This is a genomic window from Stenotrophomonas sp. FR024 (assembly GCF_047500745.2).
In the GTDB taxonomy this organism is placed as follows: Bacteria; Pseudomonadota; Gammaproteobacteria; order Xanthomonadales; family Xanthomonadaceae; genus Stenotrophomonas; species Stenotrophomonas maltophilia_A.
The window spans coordinates 179323-203705 of record NZ_JAXAXM020000003.1 but is presented as its reverse complement, the minus strand read 5'-3'; the positions used below and the strand labels follow the sequence as shown (position 1 = coordinate 203705).

Sequence of the window (24383 nt, the reverse complement as noted above, 5' to 3'; positions counted from 1 at the left end):
CGTTACATTATTTGTTACGTAATCATAAGCCTCAGTCGAGCAAAGGCTCGGCTTTACAGGGATATGGTGGGCAAAGAAAAACCCCGCCGAAGCGGGGTTTCTCTCAACGCTTCAACAGCCGCTGGAAATCAATCGATATCCAGGAAGCTGCGCAGCTGCTCCGAGCGGCTCGGGTGACGCAGCTTGCGCAGGGCCTTCGCTTCGATCTGGCGGATGCGCTCGCGGGTCACGTCGAACTGCTTGCCGACTTCCTCAAGGGTGTGGTCGGTGTTCATGTCGATACCGAAGCGCATGCGCAGCACCTTGGCTTCCCTCGGGGTGAGGCCGGCCAGCACGTCGCGCACGGTTTCAGACAGATTGATGTTGGTGGTGTTCTCGATCGGGGACTCCACGTTGGTGTCCTCGATGAAGTCGCCCAGATGGGAATCCTCGTCGTCGCCGATCGGGGTTTCCATCGAGATCGGCTCCTTGGCGATCTTCATCACCTTGCGGATCTTGTCTTCCGGCATGTCCATTTCCTTGGCCAGCTCCTCCGGCGTAGCCTCGCGGCCGTACTGCTGGAGCATCTGGCGGGAAATGCGGTTCAACTTGTTGATCGTCTCGATCATGTGCACCGGAATACGGATGGTGCGCGCCTGGTCGGCGATCGAGCGGGTGATCGCCTGGCGGATCCACCAGGTGGCGTAGGTCGAGAACTTGTAACCGCGGCGGTACTCGAACTTGTCCACGGCCTTCATCAGGCCGATGTTGCCTTCCTGGATCAGGTCGAGGAACTGCAGGCCGCGATTGGTGTACTTCTTGGCGATCGAGATCACCAGGCGCAGGTTGGCCTCGACCATTTCCTTCTTGGCCTTGCGCGCCTTGGCTTCACCGTAGGCCATGGCACGGCTGATTTCCTTCAGCTCTTCCAGGTCCAGCTGGGTCAGCTTCTCGATGTCGATCGTCGCCTGCTGTTCGGCGATGATCTGGTCCTTTACTTCGCGCAGGGCCGAAGACCACTTCTGCTTGCGCTTCAGCGCGTCTTCCACCCACTCCAGATTGGTCTGGTTGCCTTCCCAGGAACGGATGAAGTCCTTGCGCGGCATGCGGGCGGTGACGGTCGCCAGATTCAGCACACGGCGCTCATGGGCCTTGATCGACGCCATGGTGTCGCGCAGCTGCTTGGTCAGCACGTCGGTCAGCGGCAGCGGCAGCTTCAGGGTGACGAACACCGCCGACATCTCTTCGCGCAGGCGCGGCAGGTTCTTCTTGTCGCCCTTGGTGGCGGCCTTCTTGAAGGCGTTGAAGGCATCGCTCAGCGCCTGCATGCGCGCAGCGACTTCCTCCGGATCCGGACCGGTCGGTGCGGCTTCTTCCTCGCCACCCTCGACATCATCGTCCTCGTCCTCGTCGCCTTCGGCGTCGGCATCGCTGCTGTCATCGGCAGCAGCCGCCGGCGGCGCCGGCTCTTCGTCGGCCAGGTCGTTGAAACCAACGATCACTTCGGCCAGGCGCTTCTTGCCTTCCTTGTGGGCTTCGTAGTCGGTCAGCAGCGACTCGACCGAGACCGGGAACTGGCCCAGGGCGGCCTGGACCTGCGAAAGGCCTTCCTCGATGCGCTTGGCAATGGCGATTTCGCCTTCGCGGGTCAGCAGCTCGACGGTGCCCATTTCGCGCATGTACATGCGCACCGGGTCGGTGGTACGGCCACCTTCGGTATCGAGCGCGCTCAGCGCGGCGGCGGCTTCTTCGGCCGCGGTGTCATCGACTTCGCGGTTACCGGTGTTGCCATCGTTGAGAAGCAGGGTTTCCACATCCGGCGCAACTTCATGGACATCGATGCCCATGCCGTTGATCATGCCGATGATGTCTTCGATCTGTTCCGGGTCGACCATGTCGTCCGGCAGATGGTCATTGACTTCGGCGTAGGTCAGGTAGCCCTGTTCCAGGCCCTTGCTGATCAGTTGCTTGATTTCGGATTGGGCAGGACGTTCGTTGGCCATGTAGTGCTCGCGCCACCGGCTAGGGAGAAATAGGGAACGTAGCATTATACCAGCCCGGGGCCCCGCCTGCCGGGCGGTGGTCCCGCAGGCTCAGGGCCTGAGAAGGAAGGTCACGGGACCGTCATTGACCAGGCTGACGACCATATGGGCACCAAATCGGCCCGTTTCCACCCCTGGTGCGTGATTTTCACGACAGATCTCGACAAATCGATTGAACCCGCGTTCAGCCTCGTCCGGCGGTGCGGCGCTGGTGAAGCTGGGCCGCATGCCCGAACGGGTATCGGCCGCCAGGGTGAACTGGCTGACCAGCAGCAGGCCGCCGCCGGTATCGCGCAGCGACCGGTTCATCTTCCCGGCCTCGTCGGCGAACACCCGGTAGCCCAGCAGGCGCTCGGCCATGCGCCGCAGCTGGGCCTCGGTATCGCCCGGTTCCATGCCCACCAGCGCCAGCAGGCCCGGACCAATCTGGCCGACCGCTTCGTCATCGACGTGGACGGCAGCCTGGCTGACACGCTGGATAAGGACGAGCATCGTGGGCTCCAATGAACGGGGCCGGCCACGATAGCAGCGCCCTTGGCTAAACTGGCGCAGATGAATCCGCAACGCAAAGCCCGGCTGGTCTACCGCGCCACCACCCTGTTCGCCCGCCTGCCCTGGCCGCTGCTGCGGGGAATCGCCCGTGCCCTGTCCTGGACCTGGATCAGTCTCAATGCCCGTGAGAGCCGCGTCACCCGACGCAACCTGGAGCTGGCCTACCCGGACCTGGACCGCGCCACGCGCGACCGCCTGCACCGGGAGCTGCTGCGCTCCACCGCCCTGCAGGCCATCGAGACCCTGCGCCTGTGGAGCCAGGCGCCGGCCGACAACCTGCGCCTGCACCTGAAGCAGCGCCACGGCGAGGCCCTGTACGACGCGGCCCTGGCCAGCGGCAAGGGCGTGATCGTGGCCGCACCGCACTTCGGCAACTGGGAGCTGCTGAACCAGTGGCTGGCCTCGCGCGGGCAGATCGCCATCGTCTACAAGCCACCGGAGGACGAGGCCAGCGATGCCTTCCTGCAGCTGGTGCGGGGCGGCCAGAACGTACAGCAGGTGCGCGCCGAAGGCCCGGCCGTGCGCCAGCTGTTCAAGGTGCTCAAGGACGGCGGTGCCACCGGCATCCTGCCCGACCAGCAGCCCAAGGCCGGCGATGGCGTGTTCGTGCCGTTCTTCGGCGTGCAGGCGCTGACCATGACCCTGGTCAACCGGCTGGCCGAGCGCACCGGCGCCACCGTGCTGTATGGCTGGTGCGAGCGCATCGGCCCGGACATGGAATTCGCCCTGCACATCGAACCGACCGACGCCGCCGTGGCCGACCCCGACCCGCAGGTGGCCGCCACCGCGCTCAATGCCGGCATCGAGCGCATTGCCCGCCGCGATCCGGCGCAGTACCAGTGGACCTACAAGCGCTATACGCTGCGGCCACCGGGCAGCGGCGAAGAAGACCCGTACGCGACCGAAGAGCATCCGCACTGACGGCCGCCGCACCCAGGCCCATCCGGCCCCTGCGACCGGCGGCCGCACCACGTTGAATACGACGCCGGCGCCCCCATAGAGACTGCGATGTCCGACTCCCCCGGTCCTGCCATGTCTGCTGCTTCTTCCCTGTTCGGCGATCCGGCCGCGATCCGCTGCGAGCGCGCGGTGGCCGAACTGCGTGCCGGTCGCCCGGTGCTTCTCCACGATGGCCAGGGCCAGCGCCTGGCGGTGATCGCGCTGGACAGCGCCACGGCCAGCAGCTTCGCTGCCTTCGCCAATGCCGCCCGCGAGCGGCACTACCTGTTCCTGACCGCCACCCGCGCCCGCGTGCTTGGCGTGGAGGCCCCGCAGGGTGCGCGCCTGCCGCTGGCCGGTGTTGCCTTCGATGCCCTGCCCTCGCTGGGCTACCTGCGTGAACCGGGCCCGATGCCGGACGGCTGGAGCGCCGGTGACGCCTTCGATGCAGGCGCGGTGGAACTGGCCCGCCTCGGCCTGTTGCTGCCGGCGATGGTGGCGGTGCGCCTGGACGCCAAAGACCACACCTTCGATGGCGCGGCCGAGGTTGCGCTGTGCGACCTGGCCGAGGGCGCAGCACATGCCGCGCATGACTACGAACTGGTGGCGCGTTCGCCGGTACCGCTGCGCGATGTCGGCATGACCACGTTCGCGGTGTTCCGTGGTGGCGTCGCCCAGCGTGACCAGGTCGCGATCATCGTCGGCGAACCGGATCTGTCGGCGGTGGTACCGGTACGCGTGCACTCCTCGTGCCTGACCGGCGACCTGTTCGGTTCGCTCAAGTGCGACTGCGGCGACCAGCTGCGGCGCGGCCTGCGCAAGCTGAAGGAACTGGGCGGCGGCGTGCTGCTGTACCTGGACCAGGAAGGCCGCGGCACCGGCATCGCCGCCAAGATGCGCGCCTATGGCTACCAGCATGACGGCCTGGACACCATCGATGCCGATGCACAGCTCGGCTTCGGCGCCGACGAACGGCGCTACGGCAGCGCGGTGGCGATGCTGCGCGGCCTGGGCATTTCGCGCGTGGCCCTACTCAGCAACAACCCGACCAAGGCGCAGCGCCTGCGCAACGCTGGCATCGAGGTGCTGGACTGCATTCCGGTCACCGGCGAGATCACCGCCGAGAACGAGCACTACCTGCGCACCAAGGCTGATCGTGCCGGCCACATGCTGGATGTGGACGCGCTGATCCAGGCTGCCCAGTAACGCAGCCGACCTGCTACCGTCTGCGCGGTGCGGCCACGGCCGCCACCGCCCGCCCTGCCACCTGACGGAGCCCGCGTGACCGACGTTCCCCTTACTGCTCCGACCACCGATGCCTGGCAGTCGCTGCCGCGCCGCGCCGCGCGGCTGGCCGCACTGGAAGGTGCCTTCGGCGGCCTGTTTGTGCCGGGCCTGCCGCTGGCCGCAGCCGCGTGGTTCTTCGACCTGCCCGGCGGCCTGTGGACGGCCGCCCTTGGGCTGCTGATCGGCATCGTCTTCGGCGCCTGGCTCGGCCGCCGGCGCTTGACCCGCACCCGCTGGCGGCTGGATGCCCAAGGGCTGGGCCTGCGCCGCGACCTGATGTGGCAGCTGGAAACGCGCATCCCCATTTCGCGCGTGCAGCACCTGGACCTGCGCCGCGGCCCGCTGGAACGCCGTGCCGGCCTGGCCACGCTGATCGTGCACACCGCCGGGACCCGCATGAGCGCAGTGACCGTGAGCGGCCTGGACGAGGCCGACGCCGAGCGCCTGCGTGACACCCTGTCCCATCAGCTCGACCAGGACGCCGACGCCCTGTGAGCCTGCCGCCGCCCCTGCCCGCATCGCTGCCTGCCGGTGGCGAGGACCATCGCCTGCATCCGTGGTCGTGGTTGTTCGTACTGTTGATGCAGTTGCGCCATTACTTCCTGCCGCTGGTCGCACTGCTGGTGTTCGGCCAGCGCGGCGACCGCGACCCGATGTGGGCGCAGCTGATTCCGCTGACGGCAATTGCCGCACTGGTACTGGTGTCGGTGCTGCAGTACCTCAGCTACCGCTACCGTATCGGCAGTGATGCGATCACCGTGCGCAGCGGTCTGCTCGCGCGCAACCGGCGTGAGATTCCGTTCGCGCGCATCCACAACGTGGAGGTGCGACAGAACCCGCTGCACCGTCTGTTTGGTGTGGCCGAGCTGCGCCTGGAATCGGCCGGTGGCGTGCGCCCGGAAGCGGAGATGCGGGTGCTGAAGCTGGACCAGGCGCTGGCGCTGGAACGGCTGGTCCGCCAGCGCGGGCAGGCGCCGCAGGCCGCCGGCATCACCGAGCCCGACCCGGTTGCCAGCACCGCGACTGAGAACGAGCAGGTACTGCTGCGCCTGTCGAGCTGGGACGTGGTACGCATGGGCCTGCTCTCCAACCGCGGCTGGGCGCTGGCGATCGCCGCGTTCGGCGTGCTGTTCCAGACCGTGCCACGGCCGGTGATGGACGATGCCCTCCAGCGCGGTGGACGCGAAGCCTTTGGCTACGCCAGCCATCTGCACCCCGGCGTGACCGGTGCGTTTCTGCTGCTGGCTGCCGCGCTGCTGCTGGGCTGGCTTGCGCTGCGCGTGCTGTCGGTGGTGCTGACGCTGCTGCGCTACCACGGCTTCACCCTCAGCGAGCAGGACCGACGCCTGACCGTATCGGCCGGTCTGCTCAGCCGCACCCGCAGCAGCGTGGCGCGCCGGCGCATCCAGGCCTGGACGCTGCGCGAAGGTACTTTGCAGCGCTGGTTCGGGCTGCGTCAGCTGCGCATCGACAGTGCCGCCGGTGGCCCCGCGCGCGATGAGGACCGCGCCCTGCGCGAACTCGCGCCGCTGGCGTCCAGTACACGTTGTGAGCAGCTGGTGCAGCACCTGCTGCCGCAGCTGCAGTGGCCTCCGCTGCAATGGCAGTCCATTCCGCAGCGCGGCTGGTGGCGGCTGTGCCTGGGCGCACTGGTGCTGGTGCCGCTGCTGGCTGCGGCCGCGTACTGGCGCTGGGGCCCATGGGGCCTGCTGGTGCTGGCGTGGCTACCGGTGGCGCTGCTGGTCGCGCACCGGCAGATGGCACGCATGGGCTGGTACCTGGACGAACACTATGTGGCGGTGCGCGGCGGCTGGTGGAAGCGCTGGTGGCGCTGGGCCGAGCTGGACAAGGTGCAGGGCCTGCGCCTGCAACGCTCGCCGCTGGACAAACTGCTGGGCACCAGCAGCCTGCAGCTGGACACCGCCGGTGCACATGGTGATGTGGCGCTGACGCTGCATCATCTGCCGCAGGCGCAGGCGCAACACGTGATGGAGCAACTGGCGGCGGCGCTGGCGCGGCGCAAGCTGCGCTGGTAAGCACTACAGGTCGTGCCGGTCGCTGGCCGGCAACTGCCGCCATTCCCGAGGTTGCCGGCCAGCGGCCGGCACTACCGCGAGCGGGGTCAGCGAGGCATCAGCGCTGCGACGGGCCCCAATACCCCAGGTCCTTGCGGATCTGCAGATCGCGCACCCAGCTGCCGAATGGCTTGCGCCGCAACGCACCCATTTCACCGGACAGGAAATCCTCGGTGGCCGCGATCACCCGTTCACTGGAGCGGCCATCGCGGTAAGGGTGGATGGCATCGGCGTAGCGCACGATTTCCGCCTGCAGCGCGGCGTCCGGGTGCAGCGCGCGCTGCAGCATCGCCTGCAGCTGCGCAGGATCATCGAAGTCGATCATGTGCGGCTTCGGCACGCGGTTGCGGAAGGTCACCACCGGCTTGTGCTGCACGATGAACTCCGAAACGATCGATGAGGTGTCCGACACCAGCACATCGGCGGCGCGCTGCGCGGCCATCACCTGCTCCGGCTCGATGAAGCGGGCATTGGCACCGGCCAGCGCGCGGTAGCGTTCGAACAGTTCCGGTGGGCACTTCGGGTGCAGGGTCAGCAGCCAGTAGTGGTCACCGGCGGCGATATCAGCGGCGATCTGCGCATGCAGGTGCGGAGCCGCGCTGAGCCGCTCGGTGAAGGTTGAACCGAACAGGATCACCGGGCGGTCACCGGCCGGTGCGCGCAGCGCGGAACTCTCGCCTCCGTCATCGCGGAACAGCGGGTCCAGCTTCGGCCAGCCAGTCTCGGCCACGGCGAAGTGGCCCTGCAGGCTGGCGATCTCGCGGAACGGTGCGGTCGTGGCCGGCCCCTGCGTGCAGTACAGGTCGAACATGCCGCGCACCCGGAAGTGGCCGCGCGCACTGTCCCGCTTCTCCACGTTGAAGCCATGGAACAGCTGCACCTTGGCCCCCGAAAGGAAGGTCGGCACCCAGTTGGCCGCGCTGAACACCGCCCGCGGACGCATTGCCAGGGCCTGCTTCAGGCCCACGTTGGGCACCCCCGGCAGGCTGCTGCCGGCCGCGCCGTCCTCGAACCAGGCCGCCACCTCCTGCCCGGACGCGTGCAAGGCCTGCGCCAACGGGGCGAGAATAGGCAGCGCATAGCGCTCCGTCGCAAACAACAGGTACCCGGCCATCATGTCCTCCACGACCGCTCCCATCGAACGGCCTCGCATCTCGGCGTGCATTATCGCGTTCAACGAGGCCGGGCGCATCGGCGACTGCCTGGCCTCGCTGGCCTTCTGCGATGAGATCGTGGTGGTGGACTCGCAGTCCACCGATGCCACCGTAGCCATCGCCGAGTCCGCCGGTGCCCGCGTGCTGCAGCGCCGGTTCGAGGGCTTCCGCAGCCAGAAGGCGTTCTGCGTCGAGCAGGCCAGCCACGACTGGGTGCTGTGCCTGGACGCCGACGAGCGCATCAGCCCCGAGCTGCGCACCGCCATCGAGCAGGCCCGCGACGGTGGCTTCGCCGGCCAGGCCGGCTACCGCTTCGCCCGCCTCTCGGAGTACTTCGGGAAGTTCCTGCGCCATGGCAATGCCTACCCGGACCGGGTGATGCGCCTGTTCGACCGCCGCCGCGGCGGCTGGCGCGGCAAGCGCGAGATCCACGAGGCGGCCAGTGTCGACGGCAGTGTGGGCACCCTGCGCGGCGACCTGATCCACTATCCGTACCGGTCATTGCAGCAGCAGCTGGCCAAGACCGAGAAGTACGCGCGGATGATGGCCGAGCACGAGTTCGCACGCGGCAAGCGGGCCACGCTGGGCAAGCTGGTGCTGGCGCCGGCCTGGCGGTTCTGGCGCGGCTTCCTGTTCCGTGGCGGCTTCCGCGACGGCTGGCACGGCCTGGTCTACGCCTACGTCCGCGCCAACTACGTGCGGCAGAAGACCATCATGCTGTGGATGCTGGGAAATGGACAGGCGGTGGCCGACCCGGCACCTTCCGCGGACCGGCCTTGACCACGCTGTGTCACACTGCGTGGGCGTTGCCTGAAGACCCCCCATGAAAATCCTGTACACCAACTTCCACTACGGCGACGGTGGCGGCCACACCACGTACATCGTCTCGCTGGCGCGTGCGCTGCACGGCCAGCACACGCTCCACGTCGCCGCGCCGGCCGACAGCCGCCTGCTGCGGACCATGGCCGATGAAGGCATTGCCCGCACACTGCCGATTGCGTTCGGCAGCGGCCTGCCAACGCTGCCCCGACAGCTGGCCGAACAGCGCGCGCTGCGCAGGCTGGTCCACGATGAAGGCATCGACCTGATCCATGTCAACGGTGCACGCGACCACCGCTTCGTGATGCAGGGGCTGCTGGGCATGCGCCGCCCGCCGATCGTGCTGACCAAGCACAACAGCAAACCCACCAATACCTTTGGCAATGCGCTGCGCGCACGCTGGGCCACCGATCGACTGATCGCGGTCTCGGCCGACACCAAGCGCCTGCTGGAACAGGGCCCGTACCGTCGCTGCCCGATCGACGTGGTCCGCAATGGCGTTGACCTGGAGCGCTACTCACCGCAGCCGGCCGGCACCGGCAGCGCGCTGCGCCAGCAGTGGACGCAGGATCCACAGGCGCTGGTGCTGGTCAGCAACGCCGGCACCGACGATTACAAGGGCTGGATCGACCTGGCCCGGGCCATCGCACGGCTGCCCGATGCGGTGCGTCCGCATGTGCACATGGCCGTGGCCGGCCACCTGCCCAGCGCGCAGCAGCGCGAACAGGTGCAGGCGCTGGGCGAGGTGGCCGCGCAGGTGCACTTCACCGGCCTGCTGGCCGATACCCGCGTCCTGATCGCGGCCGGCGATGCTGGTTTCGTACTGTCCCATGACGTCGAGACGATCTCCTTCGCCTGCCGCGAGATGATGGCCAGCGCCAAGCCGATGCTGGTCAGCGACTACGCAGGCCTGCCGGAGAACATCGAACAAGGCGTCGATGGCTGGGTGGTTGCCACACGCGACATCGACGCCATCGCCGCCCAGGTACAGGCGCTGTACGCACAGCGCGATGCGCTGCCGGAACAGGGCCGCGCAGCACGCCGCCATGCACAGCGGGAGTTCGGCCTGCAGACATTCGCCGACGCCACGCTGGCCAGCTACCACGCCGCCCTGGCCAGCACCTGAGCCACGCTCCCCGAACGCTCAATCGGTGATGCCGGGCCCCTGCAGGCGGCGCTCGTGCTCGAGTTCCGCCACTGACGGCCGGCAGTCGCCGGCGACCGCATCGGCAGGCACCAGCCACCAGCGGCGACGATTGGAAATGCCCGCCATCTCGGCCCGCGCACGATCGATGCAGGCCTGCATCGCATCCTCGTTCACCAGCAGCCAGCGTTGCTGCGGAACCAGCCGCTGCCAGCGCACGGCCGCCTGCAGCTGTTGATGCCAACGTGCTTCGAATCCAAAGGTGGCCGCCGGGCGATCGGCCATCAGCAGGTTCTGCTCTTTCCATGCCACCAGTCCCAGCTCGGCCTGCGGGCCGATGCGTACACTCACTTCACGCATCAGGCCACGGGCCGAGCTGGAGTCGTTCAATACCGGATAACCGACCAGGCTGTACAGCACCCAGACTCCTGCCAGGGTAGAGACCAGGGCAACGTGCCGACGCTGGCGCCCGCACACCCACAGGCTCAAGGCCGACCAGACCGCCATCGCCAGCGCCGCCCAGGCCAGCGCATCGGTGGCACCGGGAAGCAACCCGCGGCCATGGGTAAGGCGCACTTCGAAATCCGGATCACCCAGCAGCGCCAGCGCACCCACCAGCCCCAGCGCCAGTGCCAGCAACGCGGTGAATGCGCCCAGCACGCGCTGCACATCGCGCCGCCTCAGCAACCCGGGCAGCAACGGCGCCAACGCCAGGCAGAACATCGGCAATGCCGGCAGGATGTAGACGTCGCGCTTGCCGTGCGGAAGGGAGAAGAACAGCACGACCAGCAGCCACCAGGCCAACGGCAGCAGGTAGCGCGCATCGCGCCGGCGCAGCCGCCGGAACCAGGCCGGAAGCGCCCAGGGCAGCAGCAGGAACGCGGGAATCCACATCGACGGCATGATCGCCAGGAAGTACCACCACGGCTGGTGATGGTCCCAGGACTGCGTATAGCGCCGCGCGGTCTGCCGGAACAGGATGTCGTCCATGTAGGCGCGGTACGGCTCCGAACCGGTGGCGAAGCCTGCCAGCAGCATCGGCGCCAGCCACAACGACACCGCCAGCAGGAAGGCCAACGGTGCCAGCCAGAAACGCAGGTCGCGCACGTGCAGGCGTACCCGTGGCCAGTGCAGCACGGATGCGACTGCCGCCGGCGCGATCATCATCAGCGCCAGCACGCCTACGCCCTTGGTGATCACACCGACGCCGGCAAAGAACCAGCCCAGCCACCACCAGCGCCAGGCCGGACCCAGCAGCAGATGGCGCAGCAGGCCGTAGTTGGCCAGGGTGATGAACAGCACCACCAGCGGATCGATCTGCGCCTTCTTCGCCTGGAAGGTGAAGTGCAGCGCGAACAGCAGTGCCCAGCCCGCGTACAGCCCCACCTGCCGCGTCCACAGGCGGCGGCCGAGATCGACCACGCACCACAGCGTGCCCAGCGCGGCCAGCAGCGAGGGCAGCAGGAACGCCACCCGCCAGTGGCCGACCAGGCTGTACATCGCCGCCTGCAACCACATCAGCATCGGCGGCTTGTCCGAATACAGCTCGGGGCCGCGATGCGGGAACAACCAGTAGCCACTGTCGACCATCTGCTTGGCCACCAGCGCGAAACGTGGCTCATCCGAGGGCCATGGATCACGGAGGCCCAGGCCGGCCCCCAGCACCAGCAGGGCCATCACCACCAACAACCACGTCTGGCGCGACGCGTGGGCTTTCAGCATGGGACTCGAAACGGCAGCGGGGGTCAGGCTGCTTTTAACAGACGCGCGTAGAAGAAACCGTCAGCATCGTTTTCACCCGGCAGCCGCTGGCGCGCCACCCCTTCGCAATCCACGCCGAATGCATCGCCCAGCGGCTGCGCCACGGCATCCGGATGCCACTTCAGGAACGCGCGCACCTGATCGATGTTCTCGGCGCGCAGGATCGAACAGGTGGCATACAACAGAACGCCGCCCGGGCGCAGCATCGACCAGCAGGCTTCCAGCAGGCGCGCCTGCACGCCGACCAGTGCATCGATGTCTTCGGCGCGACGGTGGAACATCACATCCGGCTGGCGGCGGATCACGCCGGTCGCCGAGCACGGCGCATCAAGCAGGATCGCGTCGAACGGCACGCCATCCCACCAGGCGCCCGGATCACTGGCATCTGCCGCCAGGGTCTGCGCATGCTCGCCCACGCCGGTACGGGTGTAGGTATCGCGTGCACGGGCCAGGCGGCGCGCGTCGATATCCAGCGCCAGCAGGCGCAGGCTGGGGTCGCGCTCGAGCAGATGCGCCGACTTGCCGCCGGGTGCCGCACAAGCGTCCAGCACGCGGGCACCGGCCACCGGGGCCAGCGCATCGGCGGCACACTGCGCCGACAGGTCCTGCACCGAGATCGCGCCCTCGGCGAAGCCGGGCAGTTGATTCACGGCAACCGGAGAGGCCAGGCGCAACGCGTCGGCACTGAGCGGACTGGCTTCTGCGGCAATGCCGGCTTCGGCCAGCGCGGCCAGTGCCTTGTCACGACCGCCCTGCTGGCGGTTGGCGCGCAGCCACAGGGGCGCCGGTTGCAGGCTGGCGCTGAAGATCGCGTCGGCCTGTGCCGGCCAATCGCGTTGCACCGCATCGGCCAGCCATTCCGGGAAGGCATCGCGCGCTGGCTGCTCCGGGAAACCTTCGCGCTGCGCGCGGCGCAGGATCGCATTGACCAGGCCCGCCTGGCGCTCACGGCCCAGTGCACGCGCGGCATCGACGGTGGCCGACAGCGCCGCGTGCGCCGGCAGCTCCAGCACGTCCAGCTGGGCGAACCCGACCATCAGCAGCGTGCGCAGATCGGCATCACGCGCCGACAGCGGCTTCTGCATCCACGACTGCAGCGCCGCGTCATAGGTGCTGCGGCGGCGCAGGACGGCGAAACACAGGGCTTCCAGCAGCGCACGGTCGCGGCTGTCGGCCAGCTTCGGCAGCGCCCAGGCCAGTTCGGCCTTCAGCGAACGGCCACGGGTGAACACCTGTGCCAGCACACGTGCGGCCAGCATGCGCGTGGCCGCGCCCGGCGCCGCCTTGGCGACGGAGAAATCGTTCTGCTTCGACACCGCTTATGCCCCCACGCGCAGATCGCGGCGGGCGTTGAGGTAGTCGGCCGCAGTAATCGCCTTGCCACCTTCCCGCTGCAGTACACGCAGGCGCAGTGCGCCCTGGCCACAGGCGATGTCGATGCCATCGCGGCTGGCCGCCAGCACCGTGCCCGGCGCCTGGCCGTGGGCCTCATCCAGCGCCACCGCGCCATGGATGCGCACCCGCTCGCCAGCCAGCGTCGCCTCGGCGATCGGCCACGGATTGAAGGCGCGCACGGTGCGTGCCAGCGCCTCTGCATCCAGCGCCCAGTCCAGACGGGCCTCGGCCTTGTCCAGCTTGTGCGCGTAGGTCACGCCCTGCTCCGGCTGCGGCCGCGCGATCGGCTTGATGCCGGCCCGCAGCAGGCCCAGGCCGTCGGACAGCACCTGCGCGCCCAGTTCCGCCAGCTTGTCATGCAGCTGGCCACCGGTATCGGTGGCCGCGATCGGCAGCTCCTGGTGCAGCAGCACCGGGCCGGTATCCAGGCCGGCCTCCATCTGCATCAGGCAGACGCCGGTCTTCGCATCGCCGGCCTGGATCGCGCGCTGGATCGGCGCGGCACCGCGCCAGCGCGGCAGCAGCGAGGCATGCACGTTCCAGCAGCCGTGGGTCGGAATGGCCAGCACCGCCTTGGGCAGGATCAGGCCATAGGCCACCACCACCATCAGGTCCGGCTGCAGGTCGCGCAGCTGCTGCTGGGCGGCTTCATCCTTCAGCGATTCGGGCTGGTAGACCGGAATGCCACGGGCCACGGCTTCAAGCTTGACCGGCGACGGCGCCAGGCCACGGCCACGGCCGGCCGGACGATCAGGCTGGGTGTAGACGGCCACGACCTCATGGTGGCGCGCAGCCGCGCGCAGCGACGACACCGCGAATTCCGGCGTACCGGCAAAGACAATCCTCATGGCTACCCCACTTGCAGGATGGATTCGTGCAGGAAAGAAAACGGCGCCGTCGGCCGGCGCCGTACAGCCCGCGCGCGTCGCGCAGGCACGGGCCACCCGAAGGGCGGCCCGGATTGGCGATCACGCCACGTGCTTGCGCTGCTTGGCCAGCTTCTTGCGCACCATCTCGCGCTTGAGCGGCGACAGATAGTCGATGAACAGCTTGCCGTCCAGGTGATCCATCTCGTGCTGGATGCAGGTGGCCAGCACTTCGCCGGCTTCCAGCTGCTGTTCCTGGCCGTTGCGGTCCAGGTACTTCACGGTGATGGTATCGGCGCGGGTCACGTCGGCGAAGATGCCCGGAACCGACAGGCAGCCCTCCTGGTACACCCGGCCTCCGTCCTTGGCGACGATTTCCGGGTTGATGAACACATGCGGTTCATTCTTTTCTTCGCTGACGTCGATGACCATGAAGCGCTTGTGCACGTCCACCTGGGTGGCGGCCAGGCCAATGCCCGGGGCGTCGTACATGGTCAGGAACATGTTGTCGATCAGTTCCTGGAAGGCCGGCGTGGTGACTTCGGCGGCTTCGATCAACGCAGCCTTGGTACGCAGGCGCGGATCGGGGAACTCGAGAATGGGGAGAAGGGCCATGGCTGTTTCCGGATAGGGGGCCGGCACGCCGGCATACGTCGCAGATTCTAGCTCCAACGCTTGCCTTGCGCCCCGGTTTCTGGACTATAGTGCGCGGACCTGTTGGGGAATCAGGGCTTCACACCTATGTTGCTTCGTTTTCGTACGGTCGTCGCCGCGGCGATGCTGACCGTGGCTGCCTATGCTACCGCCGTGGAAGTGAATGGCGGGCACCCGGACACCTATGTGGTCCGAAAAGGGGATACGTTGTGGGATATCGCCGCACGTTTCCTGCAGAAGCCGTGGCTGTGGCCGGAGATCTGGCAGGCCAATCCGCAGATCGCCAATCCGCACCTGATCTATCCCGGTGACGTGCTCAGCCTGGCCTATCTGGACCGGGTGACCGTCGCTGCCAAGCCCGGCCCGCGCCAGGAAGCCCCGATCGATGCCATTCCGCTGGCCCAGGTCGAGCCGTTCCTGAAGCAGCTGAGCGTGGTCGACAGCATCGAGCAGCTACCCTACGTGGCCGGCCTGGAAGAAGAACGCCTGCGCGTCACCAGCGGCAGTGCGGTCTACGTGCGCCTGGCCGACGCCCAGCTGGGCCAGCGCTGGGCCGTGGTCCGCCCGACCGTGCGCTACGCCCAGCCCAAGCCGACCGAGGACCTGACCGCCAACGGCGACGTCACCCCCGGCAGCGGCAACCTGTGGCGGGCCTACAACGCCCCCAACCACCGCCGCGGCATACTCGGCTATGAGCTGGCCCAGGTCGCCACCGGCACCATCACCCATGTCGCCGGCGGCAAGGTCGAGGCGTCCACCCTGGTGCTGGACAAGAACGAAGGCGGCCGCGAGGTGCGTGCCGGCGACCGCCTGGTCCCGGTCGAGGCCAAGCCGTACGACCTGCAGTTCGTCCCCCATGTCCCGGCCGCCGGTGTCGAGGGCGTCGATGTGCGCGTGCTGGCCGTTACCGACATGTTCACCGCCGCTGGCCCGCGCGATGTGATCGCGATTTCCGCAGGTCGCGCACAGGGCGTGGACAACGGCACCGTGTTCTCGCTGTGGCGCCCGGGCCGCCACGTGGCGCACCGCATGAAGTACCCCACCTCGTCGCGCATGGACGATTCGCTCAGCACCGGCGCCGGCCGGGTTTCGCTGCCGGACGAATACGCCGCGCACGCCATGGTGTTCCGTACCTTCGACAACGTCAGCTACGCGCTGGTGATGCAGGGCGTGAAGCCGGTACGCGTGGGGTTCAACGCACTGCACCCGGACGCGAAGTAACCAGTCCCGGGTTGCCCGGCCACTGCAGGTAGTGCCGGCCGCTGGCCGGCAGGCACCTCCGGCAAAACCTGACAGCCACATGCGAAGGCGCCCTAGGGCGCCTTTGTTGTATGCGCTCGATAGTGGGGGATGACCAACCAAGCTGACGAGGCGCTGCTGCGCCTGTTGATGGCAGGCGGCGCGCTGGCGCCACGGCGGGCACTGCTGCAGGCCGCAGGCAGCGCGGAGATTGCGATCGCGCAGGGCGCCGCGAACTGGCGCGCGCACGGCTGCACGCCCGAGCAGTGCGCCGCGCTGGAACGCCCGGACACCCGGGCCTGGGCCGCGGCACGGCGCTGGCTGGAAGACGACAACCAGCACCTGCTGGCCTTCACCGATCCGGCATTCCCCCCGCCCCTGCTGGATGTCCCGAACCCACCCCTGGCGCTGTTCATCGCCGGCGACCCCAGCCTGGCCTGGCGCCCGTCGGTGGCGCTGGTCGGCAGCCGCTCGCCGACGCCGGGCGGACGCGCCCTGGCCGCCCGGTTTGCCGGCTGCTTCGTCGAAGCCGGGCTGGCGGTGACCAGCGGCCTGGCGGCAGGCATCGACGCGGCCGCCCACCAGGCCACGCTGGACGCCGGGGGCTGCACCGTGGCGGTGATCGGCACCGGCCCGGACCGGGCTTACCCGGACAGCCACGCCAGGCTGCAGGCCCGGATCGCCACCGAAGGCGCGGTGCTCAGCGAGTACCTGCCGGGCACACCGGCACGCCCCGGTCACTTTCCAGCCCGCAACCGCCTGGTGGCCGGGCTGGCGCTGGCGACGGTGGTGGTCGAGGCCGCCCAGCGCTCCGGCGCATTGATCACCGCACGCCTGGCCGCCGAGGCCGGCCGCGAGGTCTGTGCCCTGCCCGGTTCGGTACTCAACCCACGCGCCGCGGGCTGCCACCGGTTGATCCGCGAGGGTGCCGCACTGGTCGAGCGCCCGGAGGAGGTCCTTGAACTGCTGGCGCCCGCCCTTCGCCAGCAGCTGCCGGGCTTGCAATCACGGCTCGCCACCCCCACTGAACAGGCACCGCCGGTACTCCTGCCGGCGCGCTGGGCCGACGACCCTGACTACCAGTGCTTGTGGCGGGCCCTGGACCACAACCCAAGCGGTATGGATTCACTGATCACGCGCTGTGGATTGACGGCGCCCCAGGTGTCCTCCATGCTGCTGGCCATGGAACTGGCGGGAATCGTGGTGTGCGTACACGGCCGCTACTGTCGAACTCCCTAGTTTCTTCACCTCCACAGCGTCGCGCGACGCAGGCCGAGGGGCAATGAAAGAGAGCATCCTGGACGTACTGCTGTACCTGTTTGAACACTATTTCAGCGAAGATGCGGACCTGATCCGTGACCGCGATTCGCTCCAGAACGGCCTGATCCAGGCCGGTTTCAGCCCAACCGAGATCAACAAGGCATTCGACTGGCTCGATGCCCTGGCCGCGCAGCGGCCGAGCGTGGCCCAGGCACGGGTCGATGGCCCCGTGCGCGTCTACCACGGCCCCGAACTGGACAAGCTGGACGTGGAATGCCGTGGTTTCCTGCTGTACCTGGAACAGCACGGCATCCTCGACGCCGACCAGCGCGAGCTGGTGCTGGACCGGGCCATGGCCCTGGACCAGGACGAACTGGACCTGGACGACCTGAAGTGGGTCGTGCTGATGGTGCTGTTCAACCAGCCCGGCTCCGAGGCGGCGTACGCCTGGATGGAGACGCAGATGTTCATGGACGAGCCAGAACCCCTGCACTGACCGTACACTTGGGGGCATAGCGCATTCAGGAGCGTCCCCGTGAGCGAGTGGTTCCATGCAGAAGGCAACCGGCAGCAGGGTCCGCTGCCGGCGGAACAGTTGGTCGAGTTGTTCCGCAACAACCAGATCTCCCTGGACACCCTGGTCTGGCGCGACGGCCTGCCGCAATGGCAGCCGTTGCGCACCGTGGTCGACGAACTCGGCCTGATCGTGCCGGCGCTGGACGCTGCCGCACCGCCGGTGGAACCCGAGCCCGATCCGGAACCGGTGGCACCGCCTCCGCCGCAGCCGCCGGTACTGCCGCCGTCCACGCCCTACACCACCAGTGCATCGGCCACCGCCCTGCCGGCGCCGAAGAAGAAGCTGTCCGGCTGCGCCCTGACCGCCATCATCGGCGGCGGCCTGCTGCTGGTGCTGGTCCCGATCGTGGCCATCCTGGCTGCCATCGCGCTGCCCGCCTACAACGACTACACCGTGCGCGCCAAGGTCGCCGGCGCAGTGACCGCGCTGCAGCCGTTGAAGGACCAGGTGCAGCATTTCGCCGATGACGAAGGCCGTTGCCCCGGTGCCAACGACGCCGGCTTCCCGGCCCCGGGTGACTTCGCCCATGCAGGGCTGTCGGCGGTGAACATCGGTCGCTTCAACAATGGCCACTGCGGCATCGAAGCCACCCTGGCGTTGCCCGGCAAGAGCCTTGATGGCGACCTGCTGTGGCTGGAATACGATCGCGACAGCGGCCGCTGGGAATGCAGTGGCGAAAGCAACGACAAGTACCTGCCGCCGACGTGCCGCGGCTGAACCACGCGCACGCCAGCACCTCCAAGGATGATTCAACAGGGAACATGCAATGACTGAGTGGTACTACGCCGAAGGACAGCAACGCCAGGGCCCGCTGCCGGTCCAGGAGATCCGCCAGCGCTTCCAGCGCGGCCAGCTGAACCTGGACACCCTGGTCTGGCGCGAAGGCATGGCGCAGTGGGCTGCGCTGCGCCAGGTGGTCGACGAACTGGGACTGCAGACACTGGCCGACGCCAGCACGGCCACCGGCAGTGGCGGCTTCGACCTGCGTGGCGACTATGCCGCGATCGACAACGGTACGGCGCCACTGCCTGGCACCGGCGCGCTCAGCAGTTCGCCCTACAGCGCCCCTGCGGCGCTCGGCGGCGGCGGCCATGCCCAGCCGGTGATGGGCGGCGAAGTGGTCTACGCGGGCTTCTGGAAGCGCGTGGCGGCCTACATGATCGACTACTTCGTGCTGGCCATCCCCGGCGGCATCATCGGCGCCATCCTCGGTGTGGCGCTTGGTGCCAGCATGGGTGCGGTGGGCAGCGGCGAATCGGCCATCGAAATCGTGGCCCAGCTGGCCAGTGCCCTGATCAACCTGGCCATCGGCATGGCGTACTACACCTGGTTCCATGCCTCGCAGGGCGGTGCCACGCTGGGCAAGATGGCGGTCGGCATCAAGGTCGTGCGCAGCAATGGCGAGCGCCTGACCAAGGCCCGCGCATTTGGTCGCTACTGGGCCGCGGTGCTCAGCACCTTCACCCTCGGCATCGGTTTCCTGATGGCCGCCTTCACCGAGCGCAAGCAGGGCCTGCACGACATGATCTGCGACACCCTGGTGGTCGACCGCTGGGCCTACACCGACCAGCCGCAGCTGCAGCGCCGGGAGCTGGGCACGGTGACCGTGCTGGTGCTCGTACTGACCGGCCTGCTGTCGCTGGTGGGCCTGGCGCTCATGGTGTTCGCGGTTGGCTTCATCGCCAAGATGGCCTCATGAACGGCCATCCTCACGCCTGGCTGCTTGACATGGGCTGGCCGGGCGTGATTCCTCTAATAAGGTGAAACCTGAACGCCCGGCACATTACCGGGCGTTCAGTTTATGGATTTGCCCGTGGCCGCTTCACTAATGCGGCCGTTTGCTCCACCCTAGCGGCCCCTCTCCCCCGGTCCGCCCACAGACCTCTCCTGACATGCCCAAGCACCTGCTCATCGTCGAATCGCCGGCCAAGGCCAAGACGATCAACAAATACCTCGGCAAGGACTACACGGTCCTGGCCTCGTATGGGCACGTGCGCGACCTGATCCCGAAGGAAGGCGCAGTCGACCCGGACAACGGGTTCGCCATGCACTACGACGTGATCGACAAGAACGAAAAGCATGTCGATGCGATCGCCAAGGCCGCCAAGGGCGCCGACGACATCCTGCTGGCGACCGACCCGGATCGCGAGGGTGAAGCGATCAGCTGGCACATCGCCGAGATCCTGAAGGAACGCGGGCTGGTCAAGGACAAGCCGATGCAGCGCGTGGTGTTCACCGAGATCACCCCGCGCGCCATCAAGGAAGCGATCAGCCAGCCGCGCGCGATCGCCAGCGACCTGGTCGACGCCCAGCAGGCGCGCCGCGCGCTGGATTACCTGGTCGGTTTCAACCTGTCGCCGGTGCTGTGGCGCAAGGTCCAGCGCGGCCTGTCCGCCGGCCGCGTGCAGAGCCCGGCGCTGCGCATGATCGTCGAGCGCGAGGAAGAGATCGAAGCCTTCATCGCCCGCGAATACTGGTCGATCGCCGCCGAGTGCGCGCACCCGTCGCAGCACTTCAACGCCAAGCTGATCAAGCTGGACGGGCAGAAGTTCGAACAGTTCACCATCACCGACGGCGACACCGCCGAGGCCGCCCGCCTGCGCATCCAGCAGGCCGCGCAGGGCTCGCTGCATGTCACCGATGTGGCCAGCAAGGAGCGCAAGCGCCGCCCGGCGCCGCCGTTCACCACCTCCACCCTGCAGCAGGAAGCCTCGCGCAAGCTCGGCTTCACCACCCGCAAGACCATGCAGGTGGCGCAGAAGCTGTATGAAGGCGTGGCGATCGGTGACGAAGGCACCGTCGGCCTGATCTCGTACATGCGTACCGACTCGGTGAACCTGTCGCAGGACGCGCTGGCCGAGATCCGCGACGTGATCGCCCGCGACTACGGCATCGCCTCGCTGCCGGACCAGCCGAACACCTACCAGACCAAGTCGAAGAACGCCCAGGAAGCGCACGAAGCGGTGCGCCCGACCTCGGCGCTGCGCACGCCTGCGCAGGTGGCGCGCTACCTGACCGATGACGAGCGCAAGCTGTACGAGCTGATCTGGAAGCGTGCGGTGGCCTGCCAGATGATTCCGGCCACCCTCAACACCGTCAGCGTCGATCTGTCCGCCGGCAGCGAACACGTGTTCCGCGCCAGCGGCACCACCGTGGTGGTGCCCGGCTTCCTGGCCGTGTACGAAGAAGGCAAGGACAACAAGAGCGCCGAAGACGAGGACGAAGGCCGCAAGCTGCCGGCGATGAAGCCCGGCGACCGCGTGCCGCTGGAACGCATCCAGGCCGAACAGCATTTCACCCAGCCGCCGCCGCGCTACACCGAAGCGGCGCTGGTGAAGGCGCTGGAAGAGTACGGCATCGGCCGTCCCTCGACCTACGCCTCGATCATCCAGACCCTGCTGTTCCGCAAGTACGTGGAAATGGAAGGCCGCAGCTTCCGCCCGTCCGACGTCGGCCGCGCGGTGTCCAAGTTCCTGTCCAGCCACTTCACCCGGTACGTGGACTACGACTTCACCGCCAAGCTGGAAGACGAGCTCGACGCCGTCTCGCGTGGCGAAGAAGAGTGGATCCCGCTGATGGCCCGCTTCTGGGAGCCGTTCAAGGAGCTGGTGGAAGACAAGAAGGAATCGGTCGACCGTGCCGAGGCCAGTGGCGCGCGCGAGCTCGGCACCGACCCCAAGACCGGCAAGCCGGTCAGCGTGCGCCTGGGCCGCTTCGGGCCCTATGCGGCCATCGGCAGCACCGCCGAGGACGCCGAGGAGAAGCCGAAGTTCGCCTCGCTGCGCCCCGGCCAGTCGATGCACACCATCTCCCTGGAAGACGCGCTGGAACTCTTCCTGATGCCGCGCGCGCTGGGTGAGGACAAGGGCGAGCCGGTCAGCGTCGGCATCGGCCGCTTCGGTCCGTTCGCCAAGCGCGGCAGCACCTATGCCTCGCTGAAGAAGGAAGACGACCCGTACACCATCGACCTGGCCCGCGCCGTGTTCCTGGTCGAAGAGAAGGAAGAGATCGCGCGCAACCGGATCATCAAGGAGTTCGAGGGCAGCGACATCCAGGTGCTGAACGGCCGTTTCGGCCCTTACATCAGCGACGGCAAGATGAACGGCAAGATCCCCAAGGATCGCGAGCCGGCATCGCTGACCCTGGCCGAAGTGCAGCAGCTGATGGAAGAAACCGGCAAGCCGGTGCGCAAGGGCTTCGGCGCCAAGAAGGCTGCCGCGAAGAAGGCCCCGGCAAAGAAGGCCGCGGTGAAGAAGGAAGCGGCGCCGAAGAAGGCCGCTGCAAAGAAAGCGCCTGCCAAGAAGGCCGCGGCAAAGAAAGCGGTGAAGAAGGCTGCCGCGAAGAAAGCCCCGGCGAAGAAGGCCGCTGCAAAGAAGTAGATCCACGCCATGCGTGGATGAGGGTCAAGGTGTGCGGACCAACGGTCCGCACCCACCATAAGCAGTCATTACCTACCGCTGATGCCGGCCAGCGGCCGGCACTACCGGGTGCCAGGGTCCACCCCATCTGCACGCAGCGGGGGGATAATGAAGGCCCACGCCGGGCCGGTCGCCGCCATGAAAGAACTCACCCTCGACTCTGCTGTCGCCACGCTCCGCGCGGGCGGCGTGATCGCCTACCCCACCGAAGCGGTCTGGGGCCTGGGCTGCGATCCTTCGCACGAAGCCGCCGTGCACATGGTGCTGCGGCTGAAGCAGCGCCCGATCGAGAAGGGCATGATCCTGGTCGCCGCCGAGTTGGCGCAGCTGGAAGGCTGGGTGCGCCTGCAGGCGCTGCCCGACGCCCGCCAGCGCGCGGTGCTGGCCAGCTGGCCCGGTGCCAACACCTGGATCCTGCCTGCCGGCCCGCGCGCGCAGCCATGGGTCACCGGCGAACACAGCGGTATCGCGGTGCGCATCAGCGCGCACCCGCTGGTGGCCGAACTCTGCCGCGCCTGGGGCGGCCCGCTGGTCTCCACCAGCGCCAACCTGGCCGGCGAGCCACCAGCCCGCAGCCGCGAAGAGCTGGATCCGCGCCTGCTGCGCCTGCTCGATGGCATCCTCGATGGACAGACCGGCGGCCTGGCCCAGCCCACCCCGATCCGCGACGCGCTCAGCGGCAACGTGCTGCGCTCCTGAGCCGGCGATTGCGCTGCTGCGGACAATCACGCACCCTGCCGCCATGACCCTGCTGCGCGCCACCTTGAGCCTGTGTCTGCTGCTGCCGTGGACGGCACCCGCGGCCGAGGACGTGCGTGTCTACCGCTGCGTTGCCAGCAACGGTGCCGTCGCCCTGCAGGACAGGCCGTGCAACAGCGGCCGCCAGCAGGTGCGCGACCTGCAGCGCCCGCGCGATCCCGCTCCACGGGTGGTGCGCAGTGATGCCACGCCTCCGCCGCCCAGCGAAACCCCGGTCATCCGCGAGCGCGAAGTCCGCCACGTCTACATCCAGCCGCCGCAGCCGATGTACGAGTGCGTGAGCGAGGACGGACGGCGCTATACCAGCGACAACAACGAAGGCAATCCGCGCTGGGTGCCGCTGTGGACCAGTGTCTGGCTGCCGCACGGCCATCGTGGTCCAGCCTATCCCGGACCACGCCCGGCCATCGGCACGCCGATCGGCGAAGGCACGGGTTATCGCCGCCCCTCGATCGGCATGGACGTGCAGGTGCCGGCCGGCAGCGTGCTGGTCCGCGACAGCTGCCATGCGTTGCCACCACAGGAAGTCTGCGCACGGCTGAGTGACCGCCGCTGGGAGCTGGATCGCCGTTACAACAGCGCGCTGCAGAGTGAACGCACCGCCATCAGCAACGAACAGCGCGGTATCGATGCGCGCCTGTCGCGCGATTGCGGACGCTGAGCGCAGCACGCCGTCGCAGCCTGTACGCTGTGCGCATGAACCGAGTGATCTGGCTGCTCCTGGTCCTGCTGCCCGGAAGCGCGTTGGCCGAAGAGGGCGTGATCTACCGCTGTACCTCCAGCAGCAGTGACGTCCCTACCCTGCAGCGCACGCCGTGCGCCACCGGCAGCAAGCAGCAGGTGCTGCGCATCCCCGCCCCCGCCAACTCGCAGGCGGCCGCCGCTGCGCCTGTAGCCGCCGAACCTGCATCCGCGCCCGTTGAAACACCCGCGCCGGTGCCGTCCGGACCGGCCGTTGCCCCTGCGGCCCCAGCAAAACCACGACGCGCGGACGAAGGACGCACGATCATGGAAGCAGGCATGGTCGAACACGCAGGAGACGACCAGATCCTCGACAGCGCGACGCTGCGCCGCGATGCCGAGGCCCGCGCCGCCGCAGGTGACGGTCCACCGAAGCCGCCGCTTCCTCCGATCTTCCAGTGCACCGACAGCCAGGGCGGCGGCTACCTGTACGAGTACGAAGCCGCGCCCGGCCGCTGCGAGCTGATGACGGTACAGGGCCTTGGCGGAGTGACGCCGGTGAATGCCGCCAGCTGTGAAGTGGTGCGCGACCACTGCGAAGCGCTTCCCGAAGCGCAGCGCTGCGGTGGTTGGCAGCAGCGCTTCCGCGATGCCCGCGGCCGTGAGCGCTTCGCCGCGCCGGAGAACCGCGATACCGCGCGCGGTGAACGCGAACGGCTGCAGGGCGTGCTGGAGGCCGGCAACTGCCCGGTACCGGGGTAACGGCCACCCGGTAGTGCCGG

The 24383-nt window shown here is 68.2% G+C and carries 22 protein-coding genes; 15 read left to right on the top strand and 7 right to left on the bottom strand.

Annotated features, from left to right (window positions below; translation table 11 throughout):
• Positions 1 to 128 precede the first annotated feature (128 nt).
• Positions 129 to 1982, bottom strand: a complete 1854-nt coding sequence (gene rpoD, locus ACMZ91_RS04985) for an RNA polymerase sigma factor RpoD (RefSeq protein WP_014038623.1) — start codon at positions 1980 to 1982, stop codon at positions 129 to 131.
• A gap of 90 nt (positions 1983 to 2072) precedes the next feature.
• Positions 2073 to 2513 carry a D-aminoacyl-tRNA deacylase gene (dtd, locus tag ACMZ91_RS04980; RefSeq protein WP_049401012.1) on the bottom strand — a complete coding sequence of 147 codons (441 nt, stop codon included), beginning with the start codon at positions 2511 to 2513 and terminating at the stop codon, positions 2073 to 2075.
• Between the two features lie 60 nt (positions 2514 to 2573).
• On the opposite strand from dtd, the gene ACMZ91_RS04975 reads away from it, so the two are divergent.
• The 4 genes from ACMZ91_RS04975 (at position 2574) to ACMZ91_RS04960 (ending at position 6835) form a co-directional block, all read left to right on the top strand.
• On the top strand, positions 2574 to 3494 hold the full coding sequence (locus ACMZ91_RS04975; RefSeq protein WP_049461974.1) for a lauroyl acyltransferase: 921 nt from the start codon (positions 2574 to 2576) through the stop codon (positions 3492 to 3494).
• An 87-nt stretch (positions 3495 to 3581) separates the two neighbouring features.
• Entirely contained in the window at positions 3582 to 4718 is a 1137-nt protein-coding gene (gene ribA, locus ACMZ91_RS04970) for a GTP cyclohydrolase II RibA (protein WP_049461973.1), read from the top strand.
• 75 nt (positions 4719 to 4793) lie between these two features.
• Positions 4794 to 5294: a PH domain-containing protein gene (locus ACMZ91_RS04965; RefSeq protein ID WP_032128561.1), complete on the top strand. Its 501-nt coding sequence runs from the start codon at positions 4794 to 4796 to the stop codon at positions 5292 to 5294.
• Entirely contained in the window at positions 5291 to 6835 is a 1545-nt protein-coding gene (locus tag ACMZ91_RS04960; protein ID WP_049461971.1) for a PH domain-containing protein, read from the top strand. Before ACMZ91_RS04965 ends, ACMZ91_RS04960 begins: the two co-directional genes overlap by 4 nt.
• Before the next feature lie 97 nt (positions 6836 to 6932).
• On the opposite strand, the gene ACMZ91_RS04955 is transcribed toward ACMZ91_RS04960, so the two are convergent.
• Positions 6933 to 7991, bottom strand: coding sequence for a CDP-glycerol glycerophosphotransferase family protein (locus ACMZ91_RS04955; protein WP_049461970.1), 1059 nt, complete (start codon positions 7989 to 7991; stop codon positions 6933 to 6935).
• Between ACMZ91_RS04955 and ACMZ91_RS04950 the strand changes: the two genes are divergently transcribed.
• Complete coding sequence (locus tag ACMZ91_RS04950) at positions 7990 to 8808, top strand: glycosyltransferase family 2 protein (RefSeq protein WP_049461969.1); 819 nt, start codon at positions 7990 to 7992, stop codon at positions 8806 to 8808. The two genes, ACMZ91_RS04955 and ACMZ91_RS04950, sit on opposite strands and share 2 nt — an antisense overlap.
• 43 nt (positions 8809 to 8851) lie before the next feature.
• Entirely contained in the window at positions 8852 to 9973 is a 1122-nt protein-coding gene (locus tag ACMZ91_RS04945; RefSeq protein WP_125892196.1) for a glycosyltransferase family 4 protein, read from the top strand.
• 18 nt (positions 9974 to 9991) lie between these two features.
• On the opposite strand, the gene ACMZ91_RS04940 is transcribed toward ACMZ91_RS04945, so the two are convergent.
• From ACMZ91_RS04940 to def, 4 genes are all read right to left on the bottom strand, one after another.
• Complete coding sequence (locus ACMZ91_RS04940) at positions 9992 to 11713, bottom strand: ArnT family glycosyltransferase (protein WP_049461967.1); 1722 nt, start codon at positions 11711 to 11713, stop codon at positions 9992 to 9994.
• A 23-nt stretch (positions 11714 to 11736) separates the two neighbouring features.
• A complete protein-coding gene (gene rsmB, locus ACMZ91_RS04935; RefSeq protein ID WP_032128556.1) occupies positions 11737 to 13068 on the bottom strand; it encodes a 16S rRNA (cytosine(967)-C(5))-methyltransferase RsmB in 1332 nt (443 codons plus the stop codon).
• 3 nt (positions 13069 to 13071) lie between these two features.
• The gene (fmt, locus tag ACMZ91_RS04930; RefSeq protein ID WP_049461966.1) at positions 13072 to 13995 is read right to left on the bottom strand and encodes a methionyl-tRNA formyltransferase; all 924 of its coding nucleotides are present in this window, start codon (positions 13993 to 13995) and stop codon (positions 13072 to 13074) included.
• 120 nt (positions 13996 to 14115) lie between these two features.
• Entirely contained in the window at positions 14116 to 14628 is a 513-nt protein-coding gene (gene def, locus ACMZ91_RS04925) for a peptide deformylase (RefSeq protein WP_008267110.1), read from the bottom strand.
• Positions 14629 to 14754: 126 nt separating this feature from the next.
• Between def and ACMZ91_RS04920 the strand changes: the two genes are divergently transcribed.
• The 9 genes from ACMZ91_RS04920 to ACMZ91_RS04880 all read left to right on the top strand — a co-directional run bounded on the left by ACMZ91_RS04920 (position 14755) and on the right by ACMZ91_RS04880 (position 24363).
• A complete protein-coding gene (locus ACMZ91_RS04920) occupies positions 14755 to 15888 on the top strand; it encodes a LysM peptidoglycan-binding domain-containing protein (RefSeq protein ID WP_032128553.1) in 1134 nt (377 codons plus the stop codon).
• Between the two features lie 129 nt (positions 15889 to 16017).
• Positions 16018 to 17145, top strand: coding sequence for a DNA-processing protein DprA (gene dprA / locus ACMZ91_RS04915; protein WP_277778276.1), 1128 nt, complete (start codon positions 16018 to 16020; stop codon positions 17143 to 17145).
• A gap of 43 nt (positions 17146 to 17188) precedes the next feature.
• Positions 17189 to 17662 (top strand): DUF494 family protein, encoded by a 474-nt coding sequence (locus tag ACMZ91_RS04910; RefSeq protein WP_005411195.1) that lies wholly within the window; start codon positions 17189 to 17191, stop codon positions 17660 to 17662.
• A gap of 39 nt (positions 17663 to 17701) precedes the next feature.
• Positions 17702 to 18460, top strand: coding sequence for a pilin (locus ACMZ91_RS04905; protein ID WP_049423390.1), 759 nt, complete (start codon positions 17702 to 17704; stop codon positions 18458 to 18460).
• A 49-nt stretch (positions 18461 to 18509) separates the two neighbouring features.
• Entirely contained in the window at positions 18510 to 19442 is a 933-nt protein-coding gene (locus ACMZ91_RS04900) for an RDD family protein (RefSeq protein WP_049461963.1), read from the top strand.
• A gap of 193 nt (positions 19443 to 19635) precedes the next feature.
• Entirely contained in the window at positions 19636 to 22122 is a 2487-nt protein-coding gene (locus tag ACMZ91_RS04895; RefSeq protein WP_414576828.1) for a DNA topoisomerase I, read from the top strand.
• Between the two features lie 147 nt (positions 22123 to 22269).
• Positions 22270 to 22860, top strand: a complete 591-nt coding sequence (gene tsaC / locus ACMZ91_RS04890; RefSeq protein WP_019338925.1) for an L-threonylcarbamoyladenylate synthase type 1 TsaC — start codon at positions 22270 to 22272, stop codon at positions 22858 to 22860.
• A 43-nt stretch (positions 22861 to 22903) separates the two neighbouring features.
• Entirely contained in the window at positions 22904 to 23581 is a 678-nt protein-coding gene (locus ACMZ91_RS04885; protein ID WP_414576827.1) for a DUF4124 domain-containing protein, read from the top strand.
• A 35-nt stretch (positions 23582 to 23616) separates the two neighbouring features.
• A complete protein-coding gene (locus ACMZ91_RS04880) occupies positions 23617 to 24363 on the top strand; it encodes a hypothetical protein (protein ID WP_495497657.1) in 747 nt (248 codons plus the stop codon).
• The last annotated feature ends 20 nt before the right edge of the window (positions 24364 to 24383 follow it).